18 protein-coding genes are annotated in these 22,868 nt (G+C 68.3%); 12 read left to right on the top strand and 6 right to left on the bottom strand.

Features of this window, described 5'->3' with window-relative positions:
- Window position 1 precedes the first annotated feature (1 nt).
- On the bottom strand, window positions 2-988 hold the full coding sequence (locus BCM27_RS21015) for an Lrp/AsnC family transcriptional regulator (protein WP_004021334.1): 987 nt from the start codon (window positions 986-988) through the stop codon (window positions 2-4).
- A 134-nt stretch (window positions 989-1,122) separates the two neighbouring features.
- On the opposite strand from BCM27_RS21015, the gene BCM27_RS21020 reads away from it, so the two are divergent.
- The 11 genes from BCM27_RS21020 to BCM27_RS21070 all read left to right on the top strand — a co-directional run bounded on the left by BCM27_RS21020 (window position 1,123) and on the right by BCM27_RS21070 (window position 15,594).
- On the top strand, window positions 1,123-2,232 hold the full coding sequence (locus tag BCM27_RS21020) for an NAD/NADP-dependent octopine/nopaline dehydrogenase family protein (protein WP_004021333.1): 1,110 nt from the start codon (window positions 1,123-1,125) through the stop codon (window positions 2,230-2,232).
- Window positions 2,229-3,218: a 3-hydroxybutyryl-CoA dehydrogenase gene (locus BCM27_RS21025; protein WP_004021332.1), complete on the top strand. Its 990-nt coding sequence runs from the start codon at window positions 2,229-2,231 to the stop codon at window positions 3,216-3,218. The genes BCM27_RS21020 and BCM27_RS21025 overlap by 4 nt, the downstream gene beginning before the upstream one ends.
- 204 nt (window positions 3,219-3,422) lie before the next feature.
- Window positions 3,423-4,784, top strand: a complete 1,362-nt coding sequence (locus BCM27_RS21030) for an MFS transporter (RefSeq protein WP_004021331.1) — start codon at window positions 3,423-3,425, stop codon at window positions 4,782-4,784.
- A 76-nt stretch (window positions 4,785-4,860) separates the two neighbouring features.
- Entirely contained in the window at window positions 4,861-5,466 is a 606-nt protein-coding gene (locus BCM27_RS21035) for a DJ-1/PfpI family protein (protein WP_004021330.1), read from the top strand.
- Entirely contained in the window at window positions 5,463-5,909 is a 447-nt protein-coding gene (locus BCM27_RS21040; protein ID WP_004021329.1) for a MarR family winged helix-turn-helix transcriptional regulator, read from the top strand. Before BCM27_RS21035 ends, BCM27_RS21040 begins: the two co-directional genes overlap by 4 nt.
- 45 nt (window positions 5,910-5,954) lie before the next feature.
- Window positions 5,955-7,268: an aspartate aminotransferase family protein gene (locus BCM27_RS21045; RefSeq protein ID WP_004021328.1), complete on the top strand. Its 1,314-nt coding sequence runs from the start codon at window positions 5,955-5,957 to the stop codon at window positions 7,266-7,268.
- A gap of 14 nt (window positions 7,269-7,282) precedes the next feature.
- A complete protein-coding gene (locus BCM27_RS21050; protein ID WP_004021327.1) occupies window positions 7,283-10,252 on the top strand; it encodes an FAD-binding and (Fe-S)-binding domain-containing protein in 2,970 nt (989 codons plus the stop codon).
- Window positions 10,249-11,766, top strand: coding sequence for an NAD-dependent succinate-semialdehyde dehydrogenase (locus BCM27_RS21055; protein WP_004021326.1), 1,518 nt, complete (start codon window positions 10,249-10,251; stop codon window positions 11,764-11,766). The genes BCM27_RS21050 and BCM27_RS21055 overlap by 4 nt, the downstream gene beginning before the upstream one ends.
- 46 nt (window positions 11,767-11,812) lie before the next feature.
- A complete protein-coding gene (locus BCM27_RS21060) occupies window positions 11,813-13,006 on the top strand; it encodes a M24 family metallopeptidase (protein WP_004021325.1) in 1,194 nt (397 codons plus the stop codon).
- Window positions 13,007-13,123: 117 nt separating this feature from the next.
- Window positions 13,124-14,362 (top strand): aminotransferase-like domain-containing protein, encoded by a 1,239-nt coding sequence (locus BCM27_RS21065; protein WP_004021324.1) that lies wholly within the window; start codon window positions 13,124-13,126, stop codon window positions 14,360-14,362.
- Window positions 14,359-15,594: a M20 family metallopeptidase gene (locus BCM27_RS21070; RefSeq protein ID WP_004021323.1), complete on the top strand. Its 1,236-nt coding sequence runs from the start codon at window positions 14,359-14,361 to the stop codon at window positions 15,592-15,594. The genes BCM27_RS21065 and BCM27_RS21070 overlap by 4 nt, the downstream gene beginning before the upstream one ends.
- A 57-nt stretch (window positions 15,595-15,651) precedes the next feature.
- Here the strand turns inward: BCM27_RS21070 and BCM27_RS21075 are convergent, their stop codons facing one another.
- From BCM27_RS21075 to BCM27_RS21090, 4 genes are all read right to left on the bottom strand, one after another.
- A complete protein-coding gene (locus BCM27_RS21075; RefSeq protein WP_004021322.1) occupies window positions 15,652-17,040 on the bottom strand; it encodes an MFS transporter in 1,389 nt (462 codons plus the stop codon).
- 115 nt (window positions 17,041-17,155) lie between these two features.
- Window positions 17,156-17,944: a GntR family transcriptional regulator gene (locus BCM27_RS21080; RefSeq protein WP_172622069.1), complete on the bottom strand. Its 789-nt coding sequence runs from the start codon at window positions 17,942-17,944 to the stop codon at window positions 17,156-17,158.
- A gap of 10 nt (window positions 17,945-17,954) precedes the next feature.
- Window positions 17,955-18,491, bottom strand: a complete 537-nt coding sequence (locus BCM27_RS21085) for a DUF3830 family protein (protein WP_004021320.1) — start codon at window positions 18,489-18,491, stop codon at window positions 17,955-17,957.
- Entirely contained in the window at window positions 18,488-19,894 is a 1,407-nt protein-coding gene (locus BCM27_RS21090; RefSeq protein WP_004021319.1) for an amidase, read from the bottom strand. The genes BCM27_RS21085 and BCM27_RS21090 overlap by 4 nt, the downstream gene beginning before the upstream one ends.
- Window positions 19,895-19,948: 54 nt before the next feature.
- On the opposite strand from BCM27_RS21090, the gene BCM27_RS21095 reads away from it, so the two are divergent.
- Entirely contained in the window at window positions 19,949-20,701 is a 753-nt protein-coding gene (locus BCM27_RS21095) for a maleate cis-trans isomerase family protein (RefSeq protein ID WP_004021318.1), read from the top strand.
- A gap of 93 nt (window positions 20,702-20,794) precedes the next feature.
- On the opposite strand, the gene BCM27_RS21100 is transcribed toward BCM27_RS21095, so the two are convergent.
- Window positions 20,795-22,459: an HNH endonuclease signature motif containing protein gene (locus tag BCM27_RS21100; RefSeq protein ID WP_039866060.1), complete on the bottom strand. Its 1,665-nt coding sequence runs from the start codon at window positions 22,457-22,459 to the stop codon at window positions 20,795-20,797.
- Between the last annotated feature and the right edge of the window lie 409 nt (window positions 22,460-22,868).

Genomic DNA, 22,868 nt, shown 5'->3' on the forward strand with positions numbered 1-22,868 from the left:
CTCACAGCACCACCGGAACCGAGCCCGTGCGGCAGCCCGACCGGTCCAGCAGTGTTCCCAGCCGCTTCGGGGTCTCCAGGGTGACCGAACGGTCGGCGACGACGAGCCCCGGCACCCGGCTCTCGAGCTGCTGCTCGAACTCAGACAGTTCGCCGACGGTGTGCAACCAGACGCCCATCAGGATGTTCGCGGTGCCCGTGACCTCGCAGCAGACACGCACCTGGGGCAGTTCGTCGAGCGCGTCGACGAGCGCCGAGATCGACCTCGACGACGCGCGTGCCCACACGTTCGCCGTGACGGGCCATCCGCTGATGACATGGGCCACCTCGCATCTGATCGACAGGACGCGTTCGGCGACGAGTGCGGTCAGTCGGCGTCGGACGGTCGGTGCGCTCAGGCCGCTCGCAGCCGCCAGATCGACCGCCGAGCGTCGGCCGTCCTCGGCCAGTGCGGCGATGAGCCGCAGATCCATCTCGTCGGGTTCGTGCGCCAGCGGGCGGTGCTCGGGACGGTGCTCGACGAGCACCGATTCGTCCGCGTCGGACAGCGTGTGCACCCGCCAGCGTTCGCTCTCGCCGAAGACCCGCATCACCAGCCTCGTCCGGGTCCGGGCGACGCCCTCGGTATCGGCGAGGCGCTGTACCCAGTCGCCGAGGAAGCCGAGGTCGGGCACCATCACGGTCAGCAGCAGGTCGCCGTCGCCTGCGGTGCGCTGGATCGTGGCCACGTGTCGGTCCCCCGCGAGTCGCTCGACGAGCGCCTCCCGCCGCGACGACGCCTGGACCTCGACGAACGCGCTGCAGCGGGTGTTCAGGTACGCGGCCCCGGGATAGGTGACGATCCAGGCGAGACCGCTGTCGACGAGCCGCTCCCAGCGGCGGGCCGCGGTCGCCGCGCTCACGCCCACGACGTCGCCGACGACGCCCCACGGCGCCCTCGGCGCGACCTGCAGGGCGTGAACGATCTGATAATCGAGGTCGTCCGGCACGCAACAATCCTGCATCACGAGGTGAACTTTTTTCGTGTTCGGCAGACGCCGGGACAGTCCGCGGCAGCGCTCCTACGTTTCCTCCCAACACCCCAGTGGCCGCACGGGCGGCCCGAGATCGAGGAGGACGATTCGTGAAGGTCTGCATCATCGGCGGAGGTCACGGCTCTTATGCGGCCGCGGCCGAGCTCAGCGAGAAGGACCACCATGTCACCTGGTGGCGGCGGGACGGCGCGGCGTTCTCGTCGCTGGTCGAGCGCGGAACCCTCGACCTCGACGACCATCGCGGCAGCAGGCAGATCACCGTCGACAACGGTGACGGCAGGGGCATCTCGATCGTCACCGACCTCGCCGAGGCGGTGTCCACCGCCGAGGTCATCGTCGCGCCGGTTCCCGCGTTCGCCCACGAGTCGCTCGCCCGGCAACTCGCCCCGCATCTGCGCGACGGTCAGGTCGTCTATCTGCCGCCGGGCAGCTTCGGATCCATCGTCTTCGCGCAGGCGGTACGCGCCGCGGGCAACCCCGCCGACGTCGCGTTCGCCGAAACCGGGACCCTGCCCTACCTCGCACGCAAGCACGGCGACACCCGCGTCGTGGTCAGCGGATACGCCACGCGTCTGCCCACCGGCGTCTTCCCGGCGCGGCACACCGACCGGGCGCTGGCGGTCCTCGGCGAGGTCTACCCCGCCGTCGAGCGCGTCGAGGACGCCCTCAGCGGCGCGCTGATGAACGCCGGACCGATCATCCACCCGCCGCTCATCCTGATGAATGCCGGTCCGCTGGAACACTTCCCGTCGTGGGACATCCACAACGAGGGCACCCAGGACTCCATCCGGCGGGTCACCTCGGCGCTCGATGCCGAGCGCATCGCGGTCCGCGAGGCGCTCGGCTATGCCGCACCGCATTTCCCGCTCGCCGACCACTACACCGCCGACGGCGACGAGTGGATGTACGGCAACGCCGCCCACGAGAAGCTCACCGACAGCGGCGACTGGCGCGAGAACATCGACCTGCACACCCACCGCTACATGGTCGAGGACGTCGAGATCGGGCTGGCGCTGCTGAGTTCCGTGGCGCGGTGGGCGTCGGTGCCGTCTCCGGTGGCCGACGGTCTGCTCGCCCTGGCCGGCGCGGTCACCGGCCGTCCCGCCGCGACCGGCGGGCGGACCCTGGAGAGCCTGGGGTTGGCCGAACTCGACCCGTCCGGCATGCGGGCACTGCTCCACGACGGACCGGCGCGGTGACGGGCCGTCACGTCGCCGTGGTCGGCGCCGGCCGGATGGGCCAGGGCATCGCCGCGGCACTGGCCTTCGGGAACGTCGCGGTGTCGGTCGTCGACCTCCGTGACCGCGGCGCCGACGCCGCGGCCTACCTCGAGGGAGTCCGTGCGTCGATCCGACAGGCACTGGCGCACAAGGTCACGCTCGGCCTGCTCGCGGTCGAGGACCTCGAGGATGTCGCCGCGCTGGTGACGGTCGTCGGCGAGGTCGACGCCCTCACCCCGATGGCCGCGGCGGATCTCGTCTTCGAAGCCGTGCCGGAGGTCGCCGGGATCAAACGCGATGCGCTCGCGTGGATCGAGGCGATGGTCGGCGACACCGTCCCCATCGCGTCGACCACGTCGAGCTTCCTCGTCGACGAACTCGCCGGCGCATTGTCGGCGCCGGCGCGTTTCCTGAACGCGCACTGGCTGAATCCGGCCGATCTCATGCCGCTCGTCGAGGTGGCGCCCGGCACGGCGACGGGTCCCGGGGCCGTCGACGCCACCCGTGAGCTGCTGCTCGGGGTCGGCAAGGTGCCCGTGGTGTGCGCGCCGTCGCCCGGATACATCGTGCCCCGGCTCCAGGCGCTGGTGATGAACGAGGCCGCACGCATGGTGGCCGAGGGCGTGGCCAGCGCCGAGGACATCGACACCGCGGTCCGCATCGGATTCGGCTCCCGCTTCGCGGTTCTCGGCCTGCTCGAGTTCATCGACTGGGGCGGCTGCGACACGCTCTTCCACGCGTCGAACTACCTGAGCCGCGAACTCGGCGAGAGGTTCGCACCCGCGCCTCTGGTCGAGACGAACATGACGTCCGGGCGCCGCGGGATCTCCGACGGCGCAGGCTTTTACGAGTTCGACCCGTCGACCGTCGACGACTATCGAGCACAGCGCATCGCCGATTTCGCCCGTGTCCTCGACGCGGTCGGACGCCTCGCCCGCCATGAGGAGTTCAGCACGGCCGACTGACGTCTCGGGCGATCCCCGCACCCCGCCACCGGGCCGGACCCGGTGGCGCGGTGAAACGCGCTCGAACGCGTCCAATAGCTCGGCGTTGTAAAGCTTTTCCCGATTCCCCGCGTCGCGCGGATTCGACACAATCGATCCATCCACGAGTACAGCCAACGAACGCCGGCCTCGACGGTCCGTTCGCCCACCGATGAGGAGTGATCCGTGGTAACTCTCGACAATTCTGCACCGCCCGACCCGACGGCACCGAGCACCGAGCAGCCCCGGCGGGAACGGACCACCCGGGTCGCCGTCGCATCCGGCGTCGGCACGATCATGGAGTTCTACGACTTCGCGATCTACGGCACCGCGACGGCACTGGTCTTCAACAAGATCTTCTTCAACGTCGACGATCCCTGGTTCGGCACCTTCCTCGGATTCGCGACCTTCGCGGTCGGTTTCGTGATGGCGCCGATCGGCGCCCTGATCTTCGGACATTTCGGGGACAAATTCGGCCGACGAAAGGCGCTGACCGCGGCCTTCCTGCTCATGGGCGGGTCGACGCTGGCGATGGGCATCCTCCCCGACTACCAGGCCATCGGGATCGTGGCACCGATCATCCTGGTCTTCCTCCGCATGGTGCACGGCATCTCGCGAGGCGGTGAGATCGGCGGCGCCGCCCTGCTCGCCGCCGAACACGCGCCGGCGCACCGGCGTGGCCTGTACGGCTGCTTCGTCACCCTGGGCTCGCCGGTCGGCGGCATCCTGGCCAACCTGTCGTTCGCACTCGTGCTGCTGATGCCGATGGAGCAGGTCCTGGCCTGGGGTTGGCGCATCCCCTTCCTCATCGGCGGAGTCGTGCTGGCGATCGGGGTGTGGACGCGATCGAGGGTGAGCGAGACACCGGACTTCGTCGCGTCCAAGCAGGCCGAGGAGAGCTCACCGCCGGCCTTCGCCGTGCTCCGGCAGAACTGGCGTCGTGTCGCCCTGGCCGCCGGGATCAACGTCGGGCAGAACTGTTACGCCTTCCTGTTGTTCACGTTCATGCTCTCCTTCCTGACCGAGACCGATCCGGGACGCGGCTTCGAGCGGTCGCCGGTGGTCCTCGGCAGCACGCTGGCGCTCGCCTGTCATGCCGCGACCGTCGTGCTCGGCAGTTACCTGTCCGACCGGCTGGGCCGCAAGACGGTGATCGGATTCGGCATGATCACCTCACTGCTGTTCGCGCCGATCCTGTTCTGGGTCACCGCATCCGGGTCGCTGACCGCCTGCATCACGGTCATCTCGATCGGCTTCGCCCTGACCGGCTTCGTCTACGGTCCGATGCTCACGACCTTCGCGGAGCTGTTCCCGATCACGCAGCGCTACAGCGGCATCGGGATCGGCTTCCAAGTCGGCGCGGTGCTGGGCGGCGGGCTGGCCCCGATGATCGCGAACCGGATCGTTAGTGCCACCGGCAGCGTGATTCCCGTCGGGATCTATGCGGCGGTCCTGATGGCGATCAGCCTCTGCTGCCTGATGGTCATCCGGGAGACGGCCCCTGCCCTCGTCGGCCGACCCTCGCGCGGGCAGCGTCTGCGCAACTGACGCACACCTCGGACGATTGACAGCATCCTGTCATATATGACAGGATGCTGTCAATCGTCGTTCACGAGGAGGCATCATGAGAACCGTCCATCTCGCCCTGTATCCGACGCTCGCGGACTGGGAGTTCGGCTATGTCGCAGCGGGCATCAACAACCCCGACTACCAGGCTGAACCCGGATCGTTCCGGATCGTGACCGTCGGCGCGTCCGCCGAGCCGATCCGCACGATCGGCGGGGTCACGATGGTGCCCGACACCACACTCGACGCCATCGGACCCGAGGACAGCGCGATGCTGCTGCTGCCCGGCGCCCAGATCTGGGAGTCCAACGACGCCTTCGTCGACGCCGCCCGGCGGTGGGCGGACGCCGGGACACCGGTCGCCGGGATCTGCGGCGCGACACTGGGACTCGCGCGCGCCGGACTGCTCGACGACCGCCGCCACACCAGCAATGCGCCCGAGCAGCTCACACCCACGGGATATGCGGGCGCCGCACACTACGTCGACGCTCCCGCCGTCACCGATCGCGGGGTGATCACCGCCGCGGCGATAGCGCCCGTCGACTTCGCCCGCGAGGTCTTCGCGCTGCTCGGTCTCTACACACCGCCGGTTCTCGACGCCTGGTATCAGCTCTACGGCCATCAGGACCCCAGCGGCTTCTACGCCCTGGCCGGGGAGCAGTGAGAGACCATCAGGACCTGCTGTCCGCCTCGGCACTGACCGCGTTTCGCCTCAACGGCCAGTTCCTCGCCCTCGCCGAGCGCCTCGCCGCCCCCGCCGAGCTGACCGCCACGCGATGGCAGGTTCTCGGCGCGGTCCTCGACGAGCCGCTACCGGTCGCGGGCATCGCACGGGCGATGGGGATCACGCGGCAGAGCGTCCAGCGCACCGCCGACCTCCTCGTCGCCGACGGACTGGCCGAATACCGGGACAATCCGGCCCACCGCCGGGCCAAGCTCGTCGCGCCCACGGCAGCGGGACTCGCCGCCGTGCGAGCGATCGACCCCGGGCACCGCGAGGCGGCCGATCGCTTGGCGACCGTCCTCGACCCCGCGCGGTGGGAACAGGCCCTGCACGCGCTGCATGACCTCAGCGCCGCCCTCGACACACTTGATGACCAGGACTGATGTCCAATTGTTGACAATCGTACGATCGAGCGTCACCGTGTACCCATGACCGCCAGTGTTGACTCCCCGATCCGCTCCGGCCAGACCGCGTCGCTGAGCCCGGCGCTGAAGCAGGCGACCCCCGTGGTCGTCGACACCGCGGCTGGCTCGTGGATAAGGGGCACCGACGGTCGCGACTATCTCGACTTCACCACCGGTATCGGTGTGACCAGCACCGGACACTGCCACCCGCACGTCGTCGCGGCCGCGCAGGCACAGTGCGCCAAGGTCATCCACGCGCAGTACACCACCGTGATGCACACCCCGCTCCTCGAGCTCACCGCGCGCCTCGGGTCGGTACTGCCCGCCGGACTCGACTCCGTCTTCTATGCGAACTCCGGTTCCGAGGCCGTCGAAGCCGCTGTCCGCCTGGCGCGGATGGCCACCGCGAAACCCAACATCATCGTGTTCCAGGGTGGTTTCCACGGCCGTACCGTCGCGGCGGCCAGCCTGACGACCGCCGGGACGCGTTTCTCCGCAGGCTTCTCCCCGCTGATGAGCGGCGTGCACATGGCACCGTTCCCGTACGCCTACCGCTACGGCTGGGACACCGACACCGCCGTCGATTTCGCGCTGCGCGAGCTCGACTATCTGCTGCAGTCGCGGGTCGCGCCCAATGACACGGCCGCCTTCCTCATCGAACCGGTTCTCGGCGACGGTGGATACCTGCCCACCCCGCCGCGCTTCCTCCAGGGTCTGCGGGATCGCGCCGACCGCCATGGCATCCTCCTCGTCCTCGACGAGGTGCAGGCGGGATTCGGCCGCACCGGCAAGTTCTGGGGTCACCAGCACGCGGCGGGCCTGACCCCCGACATCCTGATCACCGCCAAGGGCCTGGCATCGGGATTCCCGATCTCGGCGATCGCGGCACCGAGGGAGTTGATGAGCAAGGCCTGGCCCGGCTCGCAGGGTGGTACGTACGGGGGCAACGCCGTGGCGGCGGCCGCCGCGATCGCCACGCTCGACGTGATCGAGTCCGAGGGCCTCGTCGAGAACGCCCGCGTGCGCGGTGAACAGTTGCTCGCCGGCCTGCGGCAGGTGTGCGCCGCCTTCCCCGGCGTCGGGGACGTCCGCGGCCTGGGACTGATGGCCGGCATCGAGTTCATCACCACCGACGCCGCCGGGAACACCGCGCCCGACGCGGCGGCCGCGCTCGCCGTGCAGCAGGCCACCACCGCCCAGGGGTTGCTCTCGCTCACGTGCGGTCCGGCGGCCAACGTCGTGAGACTCATTCCCGCCCTCGTGGTCACGGCCGAGGAGATCGATCTCGGTGTCGCCCGTTTCGGCGCCGCACTCGCCGCGGCGCTCGGCCAGAACTGACAGCTCGGTCACACATGCCACGGGTGGACATCGCAGCCGAACTCGCCGAACTCGGTGTCGACGCGGACTCCTCGACGCGTCGCCTCGCCGAATACTCTTACGACGCTTCCAATTACCGGGTCCCACCGCTCGCCGTCACCTTCCCCCGCACCGCCACAGAGGTCGCGACGGTGGTCGAATGGTGTCATGACCGCCGGATCCCGGTGGTTCCCCGCGGTGGCGGAACCTCCATGGGCGGCAACGCGATCGGACCCGGCGTCGTGATCGACCTGTCTCGGCATCTCGACCACGTCCTGTCCGTCGACGCCGAATCCGCGACCGCGGTCGCGGGTGCCGGCATCGTCCTGACCACCCTCGCCGCCGACGCACGAGCCGCCACCGGCGGCAGGCTCACCTTCGCGCCGGACCCGTCGTCGGCGTCGCGCGCGACGCTGGGCGGCGCGATCGGCAACGACGCCTGCGGCAATCACTCGGTCCGACACGGCCGCACCAGCGATCACATCGTCGAACTCCATCTCGTCACGGCAGAGGGGTTGCTGCTCACCGCAACCCGCGACGGCCTGCGGGCCACCGATCCCGCCGACGCCGCGGCGGGGGCGCGAGCGGCCGAGATCACCGGGTCGCTGCGTGACCTGGCCGCCGCGAACCTGGCGATCCTGCGCACCCAGCTCGAGACCATTCCGCGACAGGTCTCCGGTTATCATCTCGCGAAGCTGCTGCCGGAGAACGGGTTCGACGTGGCGCGCACCCTCGTCGGCAGCGAGGGAACCTGCGCGATCGTCGTGTCGGCGACCGTGACGCTCGTGCCGGTCCCGACCTCGCAACTCCTGCTGTGCGTGGGCTACCGCTCCCCCGCCGACGCCGCCCGGGACGTCCCGGCGATCCTCCCGTTCGCGCCGTCGGCCATCGAAGGCATCGACCGTAAGATCGTCGCGACGATGGCGGCGCGACGTGGCCGCGAGTCCGTCGCCGGTCTGCCCGACGGATCCGCATGGCTCTTCATCGATCTCGACGACCACAGTGCCACCGTGCAGTCGGAGGCCGACGTGCCCGCGACCGCCAAACGCCTTCTGGATCACCTGCGCGCGCAGGGTCGGATGATCGACGCAACGGTTGTCGACGACCCGGCCCGCCGCAAGGCACTCTGGCGGGTTCGCGAGGACGGCGCGGGGCTGTCGTCGCGCCTCGCCGATCCCGATGACGAGAGCATCGGCGACGGTTACGAATCCTGGCCGGGCTGGGAGGACGCCGCCGTCGCACCCGAACGACTCGCCGACTACCTCGACGACTTCGCCGAACTGCTCGACCGGCACGGCCTCACCGGCGTCATGTACGGGCACTTCGGCGCCGGTTGCATGCACGTGCGGATCACATTCGACCTGCGCTCCCCCGAGGGTCGTGCGGTGATGGCACGCTTCTGCGCCGAAGCCGCCGAACTCGTGGTGCGCCACGGCGGTTCGCTGTCCGGCGAGCACGGTGACGGGCGGGCCCGATCGGCGCTCCTGCCCGTCATGTACACCCCGGCGATGATGTCGACCTTCGCCCGGTTCAAGGCGATCTGGGACCCGCACGGAATCCTCAACCCGGGCAGCATCGTCGACCCGCCCCCGATCACCACCGACCTCGCTCTCGCCGAGGTGCCGCGCCGGAGCTGGCCCACGGCTTTCGATCTCGGACCCGAACTTCCCCTGCTCGACCCGTTCGTGCACGCCGTACAGGGATGCATCGGCGTGGGGAGGTGCCGTGCGGATTCCGGCGGGGTGATGTGCCCGAGCTACAAGGCCACTCGCGACGAGAAGGACTCGACCCGCGGCCGGGCGCGCGTGTTGCAGGACATGGTCCGCACCGCGCCGAGCGTCGACGAGGGCTGGCGGTCGACCGATGTCGCCGAGGCCCTGGACCTGTGCCTGTCCTGCAAGGCCTGTTCCACCGACTGCCCGACCGGCGTCGACATGGCCACCTACAAGTCCGAGTTCCTCCATCACCACTATCGGCGCCGGCTCCGGCCGCTGTCGCACTACTCCCTCGGCTGGATGCCCGCGTGGTTGTCGGCGGCCGGGCTCACGGCACCGGTCCTCAACCGCGCACTGCGATCCCGGCTCAGCGGTCTCGCCGCGCGCGCAGGCGGACTCGACCCCCGGCGCACGATGCCCGCGTTCGCCACCCGACGGTCACGGCGCACCCACCTCGGATCGCTCTCCCCCGTCGATGACAGTTCCTCGGTCGTGCTGTTCGTCGACTCCTTCACCCGCGCCTTCCGGCCGCACGTGGCCACCGCCGTGGCCGAGATCCTCCGAGCCGCCCACCCCGTCGACCGTGCGTCGGATCCCGTCGGCTGTACGGCCGACAACTGTTGCGGTCTCACATGGATCTCGACGGGACAGCTGGATCGGGCCCGAAAGGTGCTGCGTCGCACCGTCGCCGATCTCGACGACGGGACGGACCGGCCGATCGTGGTGGTCGAACCCAGTTGCGCCGCGGCCCTGGCGAAGGATCTGCCCGAACTCGTCCCGACGGAGGCCGCACGTCGCGTCGCAGCACGCGTCCGGAGTTTCGCCGCCCACCTTCCCGCACTGCTCGACGCGGGGTGGCGACCACCGCCCCTACCCGATGAGGTGACGGTGCAGACCCACTGTCACGAGTACTCGGTGTTCGGCGCCCGGGTGGGCGTCGCCGCTCTCGAGGCGCTCGGAATCACCGTGCACACCGCAGACGGATGCTGCGGTGTCGCCGGCAACTTCGGCTTCGAGAGAGGGCACTACGAGGTCAGCATGGCCGTCGCCGAGAACAGTCTGGCTCCGGCCCTGCGGAGCGCCCCCGACCGGCCGGTGATCACCGACGGTTTCAGCTGCGCGATGGCCGTCGAACACCTCGCGACCGTGGACGACGGCCTCTCCCCCGGCCGTGTCCGCGGAGTCCATCTCGCCGAATTGCTCACCTCAGCACCCGACACAGCCACCGACCTCCGAGGAGTACGACCGTGACCGCCTCAGTGACCGCAACCCCCCACTCCGCACCCGATGTCGTGTCGCGCGTCAGCACCGATCTCTTCATCGACGGAACATGGACCCCGGCCGCCTCGGGTCAGCGATTCGACGTGGTCAACCCGGCCACCGGCGACGTACTCGCCCGAGTGGCCGACGCCGACGCCACCGACGCCCGGCGCGCACTCGAGACCGCGGCGGCACATCAGGCCGACTGGGCCGCGACCTCGCCCCGCCACCGCAGCGAGATCCTCTACCGCGCACATCAGTTGATCATGGCGCGGGTGGACGAGATCGCCGCGGTGATGACCGCCGAGATGGGCAAACCCCTCGCCGAGGCCAAGGGCGAGGTTGCCTACGGCGCCGAGTTCTTCCGCTGGTTCGCCGAGGAGGCGGTCCGCATCGGCGGCGACTCCACCACCACCGGCGACGGATCGCACCGGATCGTGGTGACCAGGCAGCCGGTGGGGCCGTGCATCCTCATCACGCCGTGGAACTTCCCGCTGGCCATGGGAACCCGCAAGATCGGTCCGGCGGTCGCGGCCGGCTGCACCATGGTTCTCAAACCGGCCGAGTTGACCCCACTCACCACACTGTTGCTGGCCGACATCCTCGTCGAGGCGGGTCTGCCGTCGGGGGTGCTGAACGTCGTCACCACCAGCGACCCGTCGACCGTCGTCACCGAGTGGATGGAGAGCGGACTCGCCCGCAAGATCAGCTTCACCGGGTCGACCGAGGTGGGGAAACTCCTCCTGCGCCAGGCTGCGGGGACGGTCATGCGAACGTCGATGGAACTGGGCGGCAACGCGCCGTTCATCGTGTGCGCCGACGCGGACATCTCCCGAGCCGTCGACGGACTCATGTTCGCCAAGATGCGCAACATCGGCCAGGCGTGCACGGCCGCCAATCGGGTCTTCGTGCACCGCAGCGTGATCGACGAGTTCACCGATGCCTTCGCCGCGAAGATGTCCGCGCTGCGGGTGGGTGATGGTGCGGCCGAGGGCGTCCAAGTCGGGCCTCTCGTCGAATCGAGAGCCGTCGAGAAGGTCTCGGCACTGGTGTCCGACGCCGTGGCGAAGGGCGCCTCGGTCGTCTGCGGGGGCGAGAACCCGGCCGGCCCGGGCTTCTTCTATCCGCCGACCGTCCTGACGGATGTCGGGCTCGACGCGGATCTCACGCGCACCGAGATCTTCGGACCCGTCGCCGCGATCATCCCGTTCGGCGACGCCGACGACCCGGGCGATCCCGCGGCCGACGACGAGGTCCTCGCGCTGGCCAACGACACCCCATGGGGGCTGGTCGGTTATCTGTTCAGCCAGGACGTCGACCGCTGCGCCAGACTGTCGGCTGCGCTGGAAACCGGTATGGTCGGGGTCAACACCGGCGCCGTGTCCAATCCGGCAGCCCCGTTCGGGGGTGTCAAGGAGTCCGGACTCGGCCGCGAAGGCGGACGCGTGGGCATCGAGGAGTTCCTCGACGTGAAATACACGGCCACGCCGATTCCCCGTCGCTGACAACACTTCCCGGAACCAGTCCCGTTCAGACAGGAGCGCGAAGACCATGTACCTGGGGGCTCAGCTCTTCACCGACAGCGAGTACGAACAGCGCCTGACCCGAGTCCGTGAGCTCATGGACCGACAGGGTCTGTCGGCGATCATCGTCACCGATCCGGCCAACATCTTCTATCTGATCGGGTACAACGCCTGGTCGTTCTACACCCCGCAGATGCTGTTCGTGCCGATCGACGGCGAGATGGTCTTCTACGCCCGCGAGATGGATGCGCATGGCGCACACCGCACGACGTGGTTGTCCGCCGACCAGATCGTCGGCTATCCGGAGAGCTACGTCCACCGGCCGCACCTGCACCCGTTCGACTGGGTCGCCTGGTCGTTGCGTCAGCGTCACCTCATCGCCCCGGCGTCCAACACCGGGTCGGTGGGCCTGGAGATGGACTCGCACTTCTTCTCCCCCAAGGCCTACCGCGCGCTCTTCAACGCGATCCCGGAGTGGAAGCTCGTCGACAACTTCGAACTCGTCAACTGGGTACGATCGGTCAAGTCCGAAGCCGAGGTGCAGCTCATGCGCCAGGCGGGCATGGTCTGCTCGAAGGCGATGCGCGCCGCCATCGACACCATCGACATCGGTGTCCGGCAATGCGATGCGGCGGCGGCCATCTCGCAGGCGCAGATCACCGGGACCCCGGAGTACGGCGGCGACTACCCGGCGATCGTCCCGATGATGCCCACCGGCGCGGCGGCCGACACCCCCCATCTCACCTGGCATCAGGGAACTTTCGCCGAAGACGAGGCGGTGGTCATCGAATTGACCGGTGCGCACAGCCGATACCACTGCCCGCTCGCCCGCACGGTTTCGCTGGGCACCCCGAGCAAGGACCTCGACTACGTCGCCAAAGCAACCGCCGAGGGGTTGAACAACGTGCTGGAGGCCATCAAACCGGGCGTGGCCACCCGCGAACTCGCCTCCACGTGGAACTGGACGCTCGCGAAGTACGGCCTCGAGAAACCCTCACGTCTGGGTTATTCGATCGGGATCGGCTATCCGCCCGACTGGGGTGAGCGCACCATCAGCATCCGAAGCGAGGACGAGTCGGTGCTCGAGACCAACATGACCTTCCACATTGTCTGCGGAATGTGGATGGACAACTACGGTTTCGAGTTGTCCGAGTCGGTGCGCGTCAGCCCGACCGGCGTCGAGACCTTCACCGACTTCCCCCGCGAACTGATCCAGAAGTAGCCACAAACCATGCCCCCTGAGAGTCGACCCCAACACAACGACCGAGCACAACCCTGATCCCTGAGGTGCGAGGAGCGCAAGCGACGAGCCACGAAGGGCGAGAGACGAGGTGACGAGATGACCACAACCGAAACCGCCTACCAGAACCGGCATTCGGCACCGACACTGCCGCTGGCGGGCCGCGCCAAGGACCTCGTCGGCTCGATGATCGACTCGTCGACCTCGCTGCTGGCCGCCCAGTCCCACGACATCGTGCGTTTCGCGATGGGTTCGCCGGCGGACGAGGCCGTGCCGGCCGACGAGTTCCGGCAGATCGCCGGGGAGATCCTGGACAACACGTCGTTCACCTACGGGGCGACGGAGGGCGAGCCCCGACTGCTGCAGCTCCTCGTCGACTATCTGGCCACGACTCCCGATCCGTCGTCCCTGGACCGGCTGGTCATCACCACCGGGGGAATGCAGGGACTCGACCTCGCCTGCAAGCTGTTCGTCGACCCCGGCGACCTGGTCGTCGTCGAGTCCCCGACGTACACCAACGGCAGCGCCACCGCGCTGTCGTATGGCGCGCAACTGCTCGAGGTGCCCGTCGACGACGACGGCATGCAGGTCGATCAGTTGGAGGCGCTGGTTGCTCGTACCCGTCAGACGCCCAAGGCGATCTACACCATCCCGACGTTCCAGAATCCGTCCGGCGTCACCATGTCCGAGGAACGACGCCGCGAGCTGCTGCGGCTGGCGCACACCTGGGGGTCGGTGATCATCGACGACGACCCGTACGGGTTGCTGCGGTTCGCCGGCACCGACATCCCGACCTTCCAGACCCTGAGTCCCGGTGATCCGCTGATCTTCTCGGTGCGCACCTTCTCCAAGATCCTCGCCCCGGGCTGGCGGGTCGGCTGGGTCGACGCCGATCCGTCACTGCGTCAACTGCTCATCAACGGCAAGCAGGCGATGGACACCTGCACCAACGTGCCCAACCAGCACATCGTCGCGGAGTACATCGCACGCGGCGGTCTCGAGGACCACCTCGCCGGGATCCGGGTGCTGTACCGGGAGCGCAAGAACGCCATGCTCGACGCCATCGGGCGTCATCTGGGCGATCGGGTGGTGACCACGAATCCCGAGGGCGGCTTCTTCCTGTGGGTCACGCTGCGCGACGAGTTCGCCGAGATCGACACGCGGGAACTCTTCGAGGTCGCCCTCGCCGACGGGGTCGCGTTCATCCCCGGACCCGCGCTGTCACCGGGCGGCCGCTTCCGCAATTCGATGCGTCTGTGTTTCGCGTCGAGCACGCCCGAGCGAATCGACGAGGGTGTTCGACGTCTCACGGCCAGTCTTGAGAAGATGGCCGGGTGAGTGGTGAACAGGACCTGACCGCAGCCGAGTCCGCAGTACTCGGTTTCATCGACGAGGCCGCCATCACCTCGCTCACCTCGGCCCTGGTCGAGGCGCCCAGCGAAAATCCCGGCGGCACCGAATCGGCCGCGGTCGCGGTGCTCGGCAACGCCTGCCGCGCGCTCGGTTTCGAGGTCACGACGCATGAGGTGGCCCCCGGGAGACCCAATCTCGTCGCCACCGTGGGTGCCGGGACAGCACCGGGATTGATGTTCCTCGGTCATTCGGACGTGGTCCCGGCCGGACCCAACTGGTCGGCCGACCCGTACACGGTCCGCATCCGCGACGGCCGCATCTACGGTCGCGGTGCCACCGACATGAAGGGTGGACTCGCCGCCGTCGTCGCGGCGATGAGCGCGCTGACTCGGACTCCTGAGGTCGGCACCGACCTCGCCGGACCGGTCCGACTGGTGTGCACGGTCGACGAGGAGGAGCACGGAATCGGAGTGCGGGACTTCGTGAGCCGTCCCGCCGATCATGAGTTCCTCGGTTGCGTGGTCGCCGAACCCACCGCCATGCAGGTCGTCCGCGGCTGCCGCGGCGCGTCGTACATCGAGATCGAGGTGACCGGACGCGCCGCGCATTCCGGACGCCCCGCGGACGGACGCAGCGCCATCGACGCCGCCGCCGCCATCGTCGAGATCATCCGCGTGGACGCCGCGCGACTGGCCGGGAACTCCGACGACCTGCTCGGCCACGGCACCTGGAATGTCGGGACGATCGCGGGCGGGCAGGGCATCTCGGTGGTCGCACCGGGTTGTTCGCTGGGCATCGACCGGCGACTGATGCCCGACGAGGACCCGCATCGGATCGCCGAGATGCTCCGAACCACGATCCGCGAGAAGGGGATAGACACCGACGGCATCACCGTAGACGTCCGGGTGACCATGGAGATGCCCGGTTTCGCCACCGACGCCGCACATCCGCTCGTCACCACGGCCGTCGGCGCGGTCATCGATGCCGGTGCCGACACGTCGGTCGGCGGCTGGACCGCCGCCTGTGACGGCGGGTTCGTCAGCCGCGACCTCGGCGTCCCGTCGATCGTCCTCGGTCCGGGCAACATCAACACCGACGCCCATCAGCCCGACGAGTCGGTGGCCATCGCCGATCTGGTCATCGCGGCGAGAGCGTACGCCCTCGCCGCGATGCGATTACTCGGCTCATCCGCCGGTCAAGCCGGCTCCGCCGGTTGAGCCCAGCTCCGCCGGTTGAGCCCAGCTCCGCCGGTTGAGCCTGTCGAAGCCCCCCGCCTACTTCCCGACTTTCTGACCCTGCAGCGCCGCGAAATCGTTCTCGAGGCTCGGGATCTCGGTGCCGCGGAGCGAGGCCCCCGCGGTCTCCTTCAGGAAGCACAGGGCGACCATGCCGATGGCACACGCGCCCATCATGTAGACCGCCGGGAACAGGTTCCAGTCGGTGCTCTCGACGACGGCATCGTTGACCAGCGGGGCTGTGCCGCCGAAGGCGGCGGTCGCGACGTTGTAGGAGATCGCGAAACCGGCGTACCGGACCTGCGTGGGGAACATCGCCGGGAATGTCGCCGAGATGGTCGCGAGCTGCGGTATGTAGAGCACGCCCAGGATGACGAATGCCACGATCGCCCAGGCGAACCCCTGCCCCATCAGCCAATAGAGCGGCAAGGCGAGGACGAACAGGCCGATCAGCGAACCCCACCACATCGGTTTGCGGCCCGTCGAATCCGACCACCATCCGAAGAACGGGATCAGCAACATCATGACCAGCTGACCGATGAGGTTGACGACGCTGGCGGAGGTCTCGGACAGATCGATCGTGTTCTGCAGATAGGTCGGCTGGTAGGCCAGCAAGGTGTAGTTGGCGACGTTCAGCGCGATCACCAGACCGAACATCGTGATGATCGGACGCCGGTAGTTGACCAGCAGGTCCTTGAACCGGGTCCAGGCCGACCCCTTGATCTCGTTGTCCTGCTCCAGTTCCTGGAACACGGGGGTGTCTTCCATCTGCGACCGCAGGTAGAGACCGATCAGGCCCATCGGGAGAGCGAGCAGGAACGGGATACGCCAGCCCCACTGGTCCATCTGGCTGTCGGTCAGCGCCAGCTGCAACAGCAGGACGAACAGTGTGCCGCCGCAGAAGCCGGCCAGCGTTCCGAATTCGAGGAACGATCCGTACTTGCCGCGCTTGTTGTCGGGCGCGTACTCGGCCATGAACGTTGCGGCACCGCCGTATTCACCGCCGGTGGAGAAGCCCTGGATCACCCTGAGCAGGATCAGCAGGACCGGCGCCCAGAAGCCGATGGACGCGTGTGTGGGCAGCAGACCGATCAGCGCGGTCGCGCCGGAGATGAGCAGGATGGTCATCGCGAGAACGGATTTGCGGCCGATACGATCGCCGATGGGTCCCCAGACCATGCCGCCCAGGGGCCTCAGCACGAAGGAGATCGCGAAACCGAGCATGGTGCCGACGGTTCCGAAATCGCCCGGGAAGAATGCCTGGGTCAGATAGACCGAGGCCGCGGCGTAGACGCCGTAGTCATACCACTCGGTGGCGTTGCCGATCGCCGAGGCGCCGATGGCCTTTCGGAGGAGTTTCTTGCCCTCGGGAGAGTTCGGGTCCGGTGCGAGCTGCTCGTATGTGTCTGCTGTCGTCGTGTCGCTCATCTGCGCTTCCTGATTCGTGGGGCCGCTGAGGGTCGAGCTCGTCGTGCAGCGCTCGGTGGACCCACGAGATGCACTCAGCGACGTTCTCGACTGTGTGCTCTCCGGCCGCGGGCGATCAGCCCCTGGCCACCTGAAGGTTCGCGGCGTCCTCGCCGTCACCGATCAGGCGACGCAACCCGTCGGCCATGTGCTCGATCATCAGAGCATCCGCCGCCGCGGCATCTCCCGCGGCGATGGCGTCCACCAACGCCTGGTGTTCGTCGATCCGATCCTTTCCCGAGGAATACGTTCCCCGCATGGCTCGCAGGCACATTCGCGTCTCCACGAGAATCGTCTCGTGCAGGCGCGAAAGCCTCTGACTTCCGGCGTATTCCACCAGGGTCTGATGGAAAGCCATGTCCGCCTCCGCCATCCCGGCGCCGTTGGGCTCGCCGATGTGGTCACGCATCGCGTCGACGGCCTCACCCAGCGCCTGCACCGCCTCCTGCTCGCGATGCGCAATCACCTGCTGCGCGGCAGCACGTTCCACGGCGGTCCGCGCTACGTACATGTCCCGGATGTCCTCGTCCTCCATCGACACCACGAACAGCCCGCGGTTGCGGTGGCTGACCAGCAACCCCTCGGCGGTGAGACGCTGCATGGCCTCGCGGAGGGGACCACGACTGACGCCCAGGTCGGCCGCCAGCCCCGACTCCGTCAGTTGCGAGCCGGGTGCGAAGTCCCCGTTTGCGATCGCATCGTGCAACTTACGCGCGATGATCGCCGGTGTCGATTCCTGAACCAGCGGCGACAACACCCGGCGACGTGGCGATTTGCTCCGTTTTGGCTGGTGAACGACGGTTCGATCAACTCCCGGATCCTCCGGACCCGGAGTCTCGGCCCCCACCTTCATCGTCACCGTCATCCCCTCTTTCTTACCGTGAATGGCGCGCATAAGTCAGTGTTTCCCCGCGCGCGCCGCCCATCCAGACGTCGTTGCAGGCAGCTGCGAACTCGTCGAGACCCTCGACGATGGTCGCGAACACGTTGCCCGGGACCCAGCCCACATCGCCGTTGACCAGCAGATTGTTGCGGCCGTAGAACACCGCGAGGTCGATGAGCAGCCGATGCTCGGCGGGGGCCGATCCGCTGTCGTAGCCGTAGGCCGGGTTCTCGAGCACCCCGTCGAAAGTGAAATAGCACAGATCACCCGGGATCGGGGTGATGGTGGTGTTCTCCATCCCCGGTTCCGCCGGAGCGAAGGCCGGCAGCAGCGTGTAGATCTCGTTGCGCGCGAACTTGCCGTGGAAAACCTGCCCTCCCAGCGGCAGTGCGTCCCAGACCGCGGCGGCGGTGCGCGGCGCCTCGGCATCCAGCATCCGCGCCACCGCGCGCACGCCTCGCTTCTCCAGTGTCACGGTGATGAATCGGTCATCTCGGGACCGTGCGCCCGTCCGCTGTTCCTCCGTCACGGCCGATCCCCCAACATGGTGAAGCCGGCGGCCGCCTCGTACGCCGCCGCGACGCGCAGAACGGTTGCGTCATGATGGCGTGCGCCGACGAACTGCGCCCCGGTCGGCAGACCATCGGCGAATCCGCTCGGCACGGAGATCGCCGGTTGGCCGGTGAGATTGAACGGGTAGGTGTAGGGGGTCCACGAGGTCCAGTCGGGAGATGCCGACCCGTCGGGAACCGTGCGACCGGCCCCGAATGCGACGGTCGGCATCGACGGGGTCAGCAGGACGTCGAATTCCTGGTGGAGAAGGCTCATCTGGGTGCCAATCTCCATCCGCAGGGCGGTGGCACCGACGACATCGGCCGCGCTGAGGTCGCGGTGGCGCTCGAGCGCTTCGATCAGCAGCGGATCCACCCGCTCGGCGGCATGCGGGCCGAGCCCCCGCACGACGACGCCGGCACCGGCGAACCAGATGACGTGATAGGCCCAGGCGGGGTCATCCCAGCCCAGATCGACCTTCTCCACCGTCGCCCCGAGCTGCTCGAGGACTGATGCGACCCGATCGGTATTCGCCTGGACACCTGGGTCATTCGAGCCGAATCCGAGATCGGCGCTGTACCCGACACGGAGATCCGCGAGGTCGCGAACCTCGTGGACCGCCGTGGCCATACTCGTCGACGACGGGGGCAGGGCGGACCAGTCGCGCGCGTCGAATCCGCTCAAAACATCCAGCAGCGCAGCACAATCCGACACGGTCCGTGTCATCGGGCCGACGTGTGCCACCGGCGCGAACGGACTCGGCGGATACATCGGCACCCGTCCCATCGTGGGTTTGAACCCGACGACGCCGCAGTAGGCGGCCGGTATACGGATGGAACCGCCACCGTCGGTGCCGACCGACAGCGGCCCCAGACCGGCGGCGAGGGCCGCGGCACTGCCCCCGCTCGACCCGCCCGATGTCCGCGTCGTATCCCACGGGTTGCGGGTGACACCGGTCCGCGGACTGTCGGTCACGCCCTTCCAGCCGAACTCCGGCGTGGTGACCTTGCCGAGTAACACCGCACCGGCCTCACGCAGACGGGCGACGGCCGGCGCGTCGGTGTCCCAGACCATCTGATCGGGTTCGATCATCAGCGAACCGCGCAGTGTCGGCCATCCGGCGGTGAGGAGGAGGTCCTTGATCGAGACGGGCACTCCGTCGAGTGGACCGATGGGCGTCCCGGCCGCGAATCTCGCCGTGGATTCCACGGCCGCAGCCATCGTCCGGCCCCGGTCGACCAGGCAGAACGCATTGATCGGCGGATCGACGTCCTCGATGGCGTCGAGCAGCTCCGTGGCCACCGTCTCCGGTGTGAGCGCACCGGTACGGTAGGCCTCGGCCAGTTCCGTGGCGCTGAGCCACCGCGTGGCGTCCGACATGCGCCCCCTCGAAGAGTTGGTAGATTGTTGACAATCTACCTTGGAGGTGTGGGCGTGACAACTGCCGTCGCCATGCTGTATCCCGGCCACGCCGCCGAGGACGACTACGAACTCATCGAGGCGGCCATCGGTGCCGCGGCACCCTCCCTCGGGGTCCGATTGCCGGTCCTCATCACCGAGGTGGACTCCGACGATCACACCGTCGAGGCCATGGCGGCGGTCGGCGAACGGGGCCGCCTCGCCGACGGCGTTCGGCGAGCGCTGGACCACCATCCATCGGCGGTCATGTGGGCGTGCACCTCCGGCAGTTTCGTCTACGGCTTCCACGGCGCCCGACGCCAGGCCGCCGACGTCGCCGACCGGGCGGGCCGTCCGGCCTCGTCGACATCGCTAGCGTTCGCCGGGGCGTGCCGGCATCTCGGCCTGTCGCGGGTCGCGATCGCCGCGACCTACCCGGAGCCGCTGGCCGCCCGGTTCATCGGGTTCCTCGCCGACGCCGGTGTCGAGGTTGTTGCCCTGCGCGCCAACGACATCGGGACCGCCACCGAGGCAGGCACGTTCGACGGTGACGGGTTGTTCGAGATGCTCGCGGCTGCCGACTGCGATTCGGCACAGGCGATCGTGGTTCCCGACACCGCATTACACACCGCGACGTGGATCACCGGCCTCGAGGCCTACGTCGGCAAACCCGTGCTCACGGCGAACCAGGTCACCGCGTGGGAGGGGCTCCGGCTTGCCGGTCTCTCGGTCGAGGTGCCCGGCCTCGGGAGCCTGTTCACCTCTCCGCCCGACCCACCCGCTGATTGAGCAGCGAGGAGCCCAGCGAAACCACATGCCGCACAACAGGTTGCACTGGTTCCGCCATAGCTCCGCTGTCCCCAGCCCCGAGGGATGAGATCGTCAGAACGGCGGCGGGTCGAGGCGGTCGAGTTCTTCGCGGGCTCGTTTGTTGCGGGCGCGTTCGTGTCGCCGGCGGGCCAGTTTGGCGTCCAGTCGGCTATAGGGGCGCTCCGAGTTGTCGGCGGAAGCGATGATGTGTGGGGTGGGTGGGGCTTGAGCGGCTTGTTCGAACCGGATTCGCCGCAGGTTGGGGAAGGTGTCTTCGAGGGTTTCGGCATCCCCGGGCAGGGTGACCCCTTCGGGGGTCTCGTATTCGGTGACCAGGCGGCCGTCTTCGTCGCGGTATTGCACGTCGACCCAGTCACCGTGGGTTTTGAGGAGATGACTGGGGCGGCATTTGGCGTTGAGGTTCTCACTCGACGTCGCCCCACCCCGGGCAGGGTCGGTGTGGTCGTATTCGGAGACGTGGTCGAGATCGCAGGCGAACGCTGAACGGGTGCAGCCGGGTTCGGTGCAATAACCGTCCCGCACCCGCACGAAGTCAGCGCACGACGTGGTCGGCCGGTACCCGTTGCCGGGATGGGTTGCCGGATACACCACTGCGACCGATGCGGTGGTGGCATCGGTCGAGTCGTCGAATTGCGCTGCGGTGGGATAGTTTTCGCTGTCGGACTGCGGTGTCTCGTCTGGTGCCGGGCGCCCGGCGGTCCGCCGCTGCGCATCGTCGCTGCTGCGGGCCACATAGGTCGGTTGGGTGCGGGCCGGGGTGACCGGGGACAGCGTGGCGTCCGGGCGGGCCGCGAGGTCACGCACATGCTCATCGGAGATTATGCCGTGCTCATCGAGGAACCCCACCCCCGGCGCACCAGCCAGGGTCGCGGCATCGGTCACCACATGAATCACGACCTCGGCGCGGATCGCGTCGAGGACACTCTGCGGGTCCGGGATGTCCGCGGTGCAGGGCTCGTCGTCGGCGCACTGGCACTCGAATGCCGTGCGGGTCAACAGCGCGAACATCGCATCGGACTGGCGGTGCCCGCGCTTGCGCCCGTCTCGTTTGCATACCGCATCAGCGAGGACGCGGACGGCTTTTGCCGAGATCCGCACGTTCTCTGCCGACATCACGGCGGTGAGTTCGGCGGTGCCGTCGGGCAGTTCATGGGTCCACACCCCCCGTTGACCCATCGCGTCTTTGCGGCGTTGGCGTACCGCATCGGGGTCGTGCCGGAAGACCAGTCGGTCGACCATGTCCCGTAGCCGCGCCCGGTCCCACACGCCCGAGCGCCGGCGAATCGTCGCGGCGATCTCGGCATCCAGGCCGGGGGTGATCGGGTCATCGGCGGGGATCAACTCGGTGCGGGAGATGATCAGCCGAATCTGCCACTGCGACAGGATCCCGTCACGCAGGGTGTCCGCGACCTCGGGGAGCCGGTCTCGTAGCGCGGTAGCGTCGTCGATGAGTATCTCTGCCTGCCGTCGCGACACCGCGGCTTGACGGGCGATCCGGGCGGCGCAGTCGGCGTGGCCGTCCATCACGAATCCCGACGCGCTGGTGGTGACCAGGCGGTCGACCATCACCGCGATCGTCTGATACCGATGCCAGGCGAGATAGGACTCTCCGCGTCGTGACGCGTCGAGGCCGGCCATCAACATGACCATGTCGGTCTCGGCCGCGCAGGCAGGGTCGACCCCGGCGACGAACTCGCCCGGCAGATCGGTCCACACCCTCACCACGCCCCCCGACGCCTGTTTCGTCACCCGCCCCGATCGCGCGTGATCTGTTACCAACCAATGTAAACCCGACCACCGACAATTTCGAAAGAGTCTCCACCGCAGGTGAGATCGTCGTCGACGAAATGAACTCTGCGAGTTGCAGTATGGTTCTGGCCGGTTTGCGGGTGGCTGAGTTCCTCGGGTCACCAGGTGGTTTCGACACGGCGCCTCGCTCCGCTCGGGGCCGGCTCAACCAGCGGGTTGGGGGCTCAACCAGCGGAAGGGGCGCCGGTTCAACCCCACAGGAGGCGAACTGTCGAAGAAACCGGAGGCCGCAACAATGCACAGTCAACGGGATCCGACGCATAGTCGACACAATCGGACGCACGGTCGACGAGAACTGACGCACAGTCGACGAATC

Source organism: Gordonia terrae, from assembly GCF_001698225.1.
GTDB lineage: Bacteria > Actinomycetota > Actinomycetes > Mycobacteriales > Mycobacteriaceae > Gordonia > Gordonia terrae.

Coding starts and splice junctions, on each gene's coding strand:
- BCM27_RS21080 (WP_172622069.1), bottom strand. CDS start 17,944: ATGACGGTGACGATGAAGGTGGGGGCCGAGACTCCGGGTCCGGAGGAT.
- BCM27_RS21065 (WP_004021324.1), top strand. CDS start 13,124: ATGACCACAACCGAAACCGCCTACCAGAACCGGCATTCGGCACCGACA.
- BCM27_RS21035 (WP_004021330.1), top strand. CDS start 4,861: ATGAGAACCGTCCATCTCGCCCTGTATCCGACGCTCGCGGACTGGGAG.
- BCM27_RS21090 (WP_004021319.1), bottom strand. CDS start 19,894: ATGTCGGACGCCACGCGGTGGCTCAGCGCCACGGAACTGGCCGAGGCC.
- BCM27_RS21050 (WP_004021327.1), top strand. CDS start 7,283: ATGCCACGGGTGGACATCGCAGCCGAACTCGCCGAACTCGGTGTCGAC.
- BCM27_RS21045 (WP_004021328.1), top strand. CDS start 5,955: ATGACCGCCAGTGTTGACTCCCCGATCCGCTCCGGCCAGACCGCGTCG.
- BCM27_RS21075 (WP_004021322.1), bottom strand. CDS start 17,040: ATGAGCGACACGACGACAGCAGACACATACGAGCAGCTCGCACCGGAC.
- BCM27_RS21060 (WP_004021325.1), top strand. CDS start 11,813: ATGTACCTGGGGGCTCAGCTCTTCACCGACAGCGAGTACGAACAGCGC.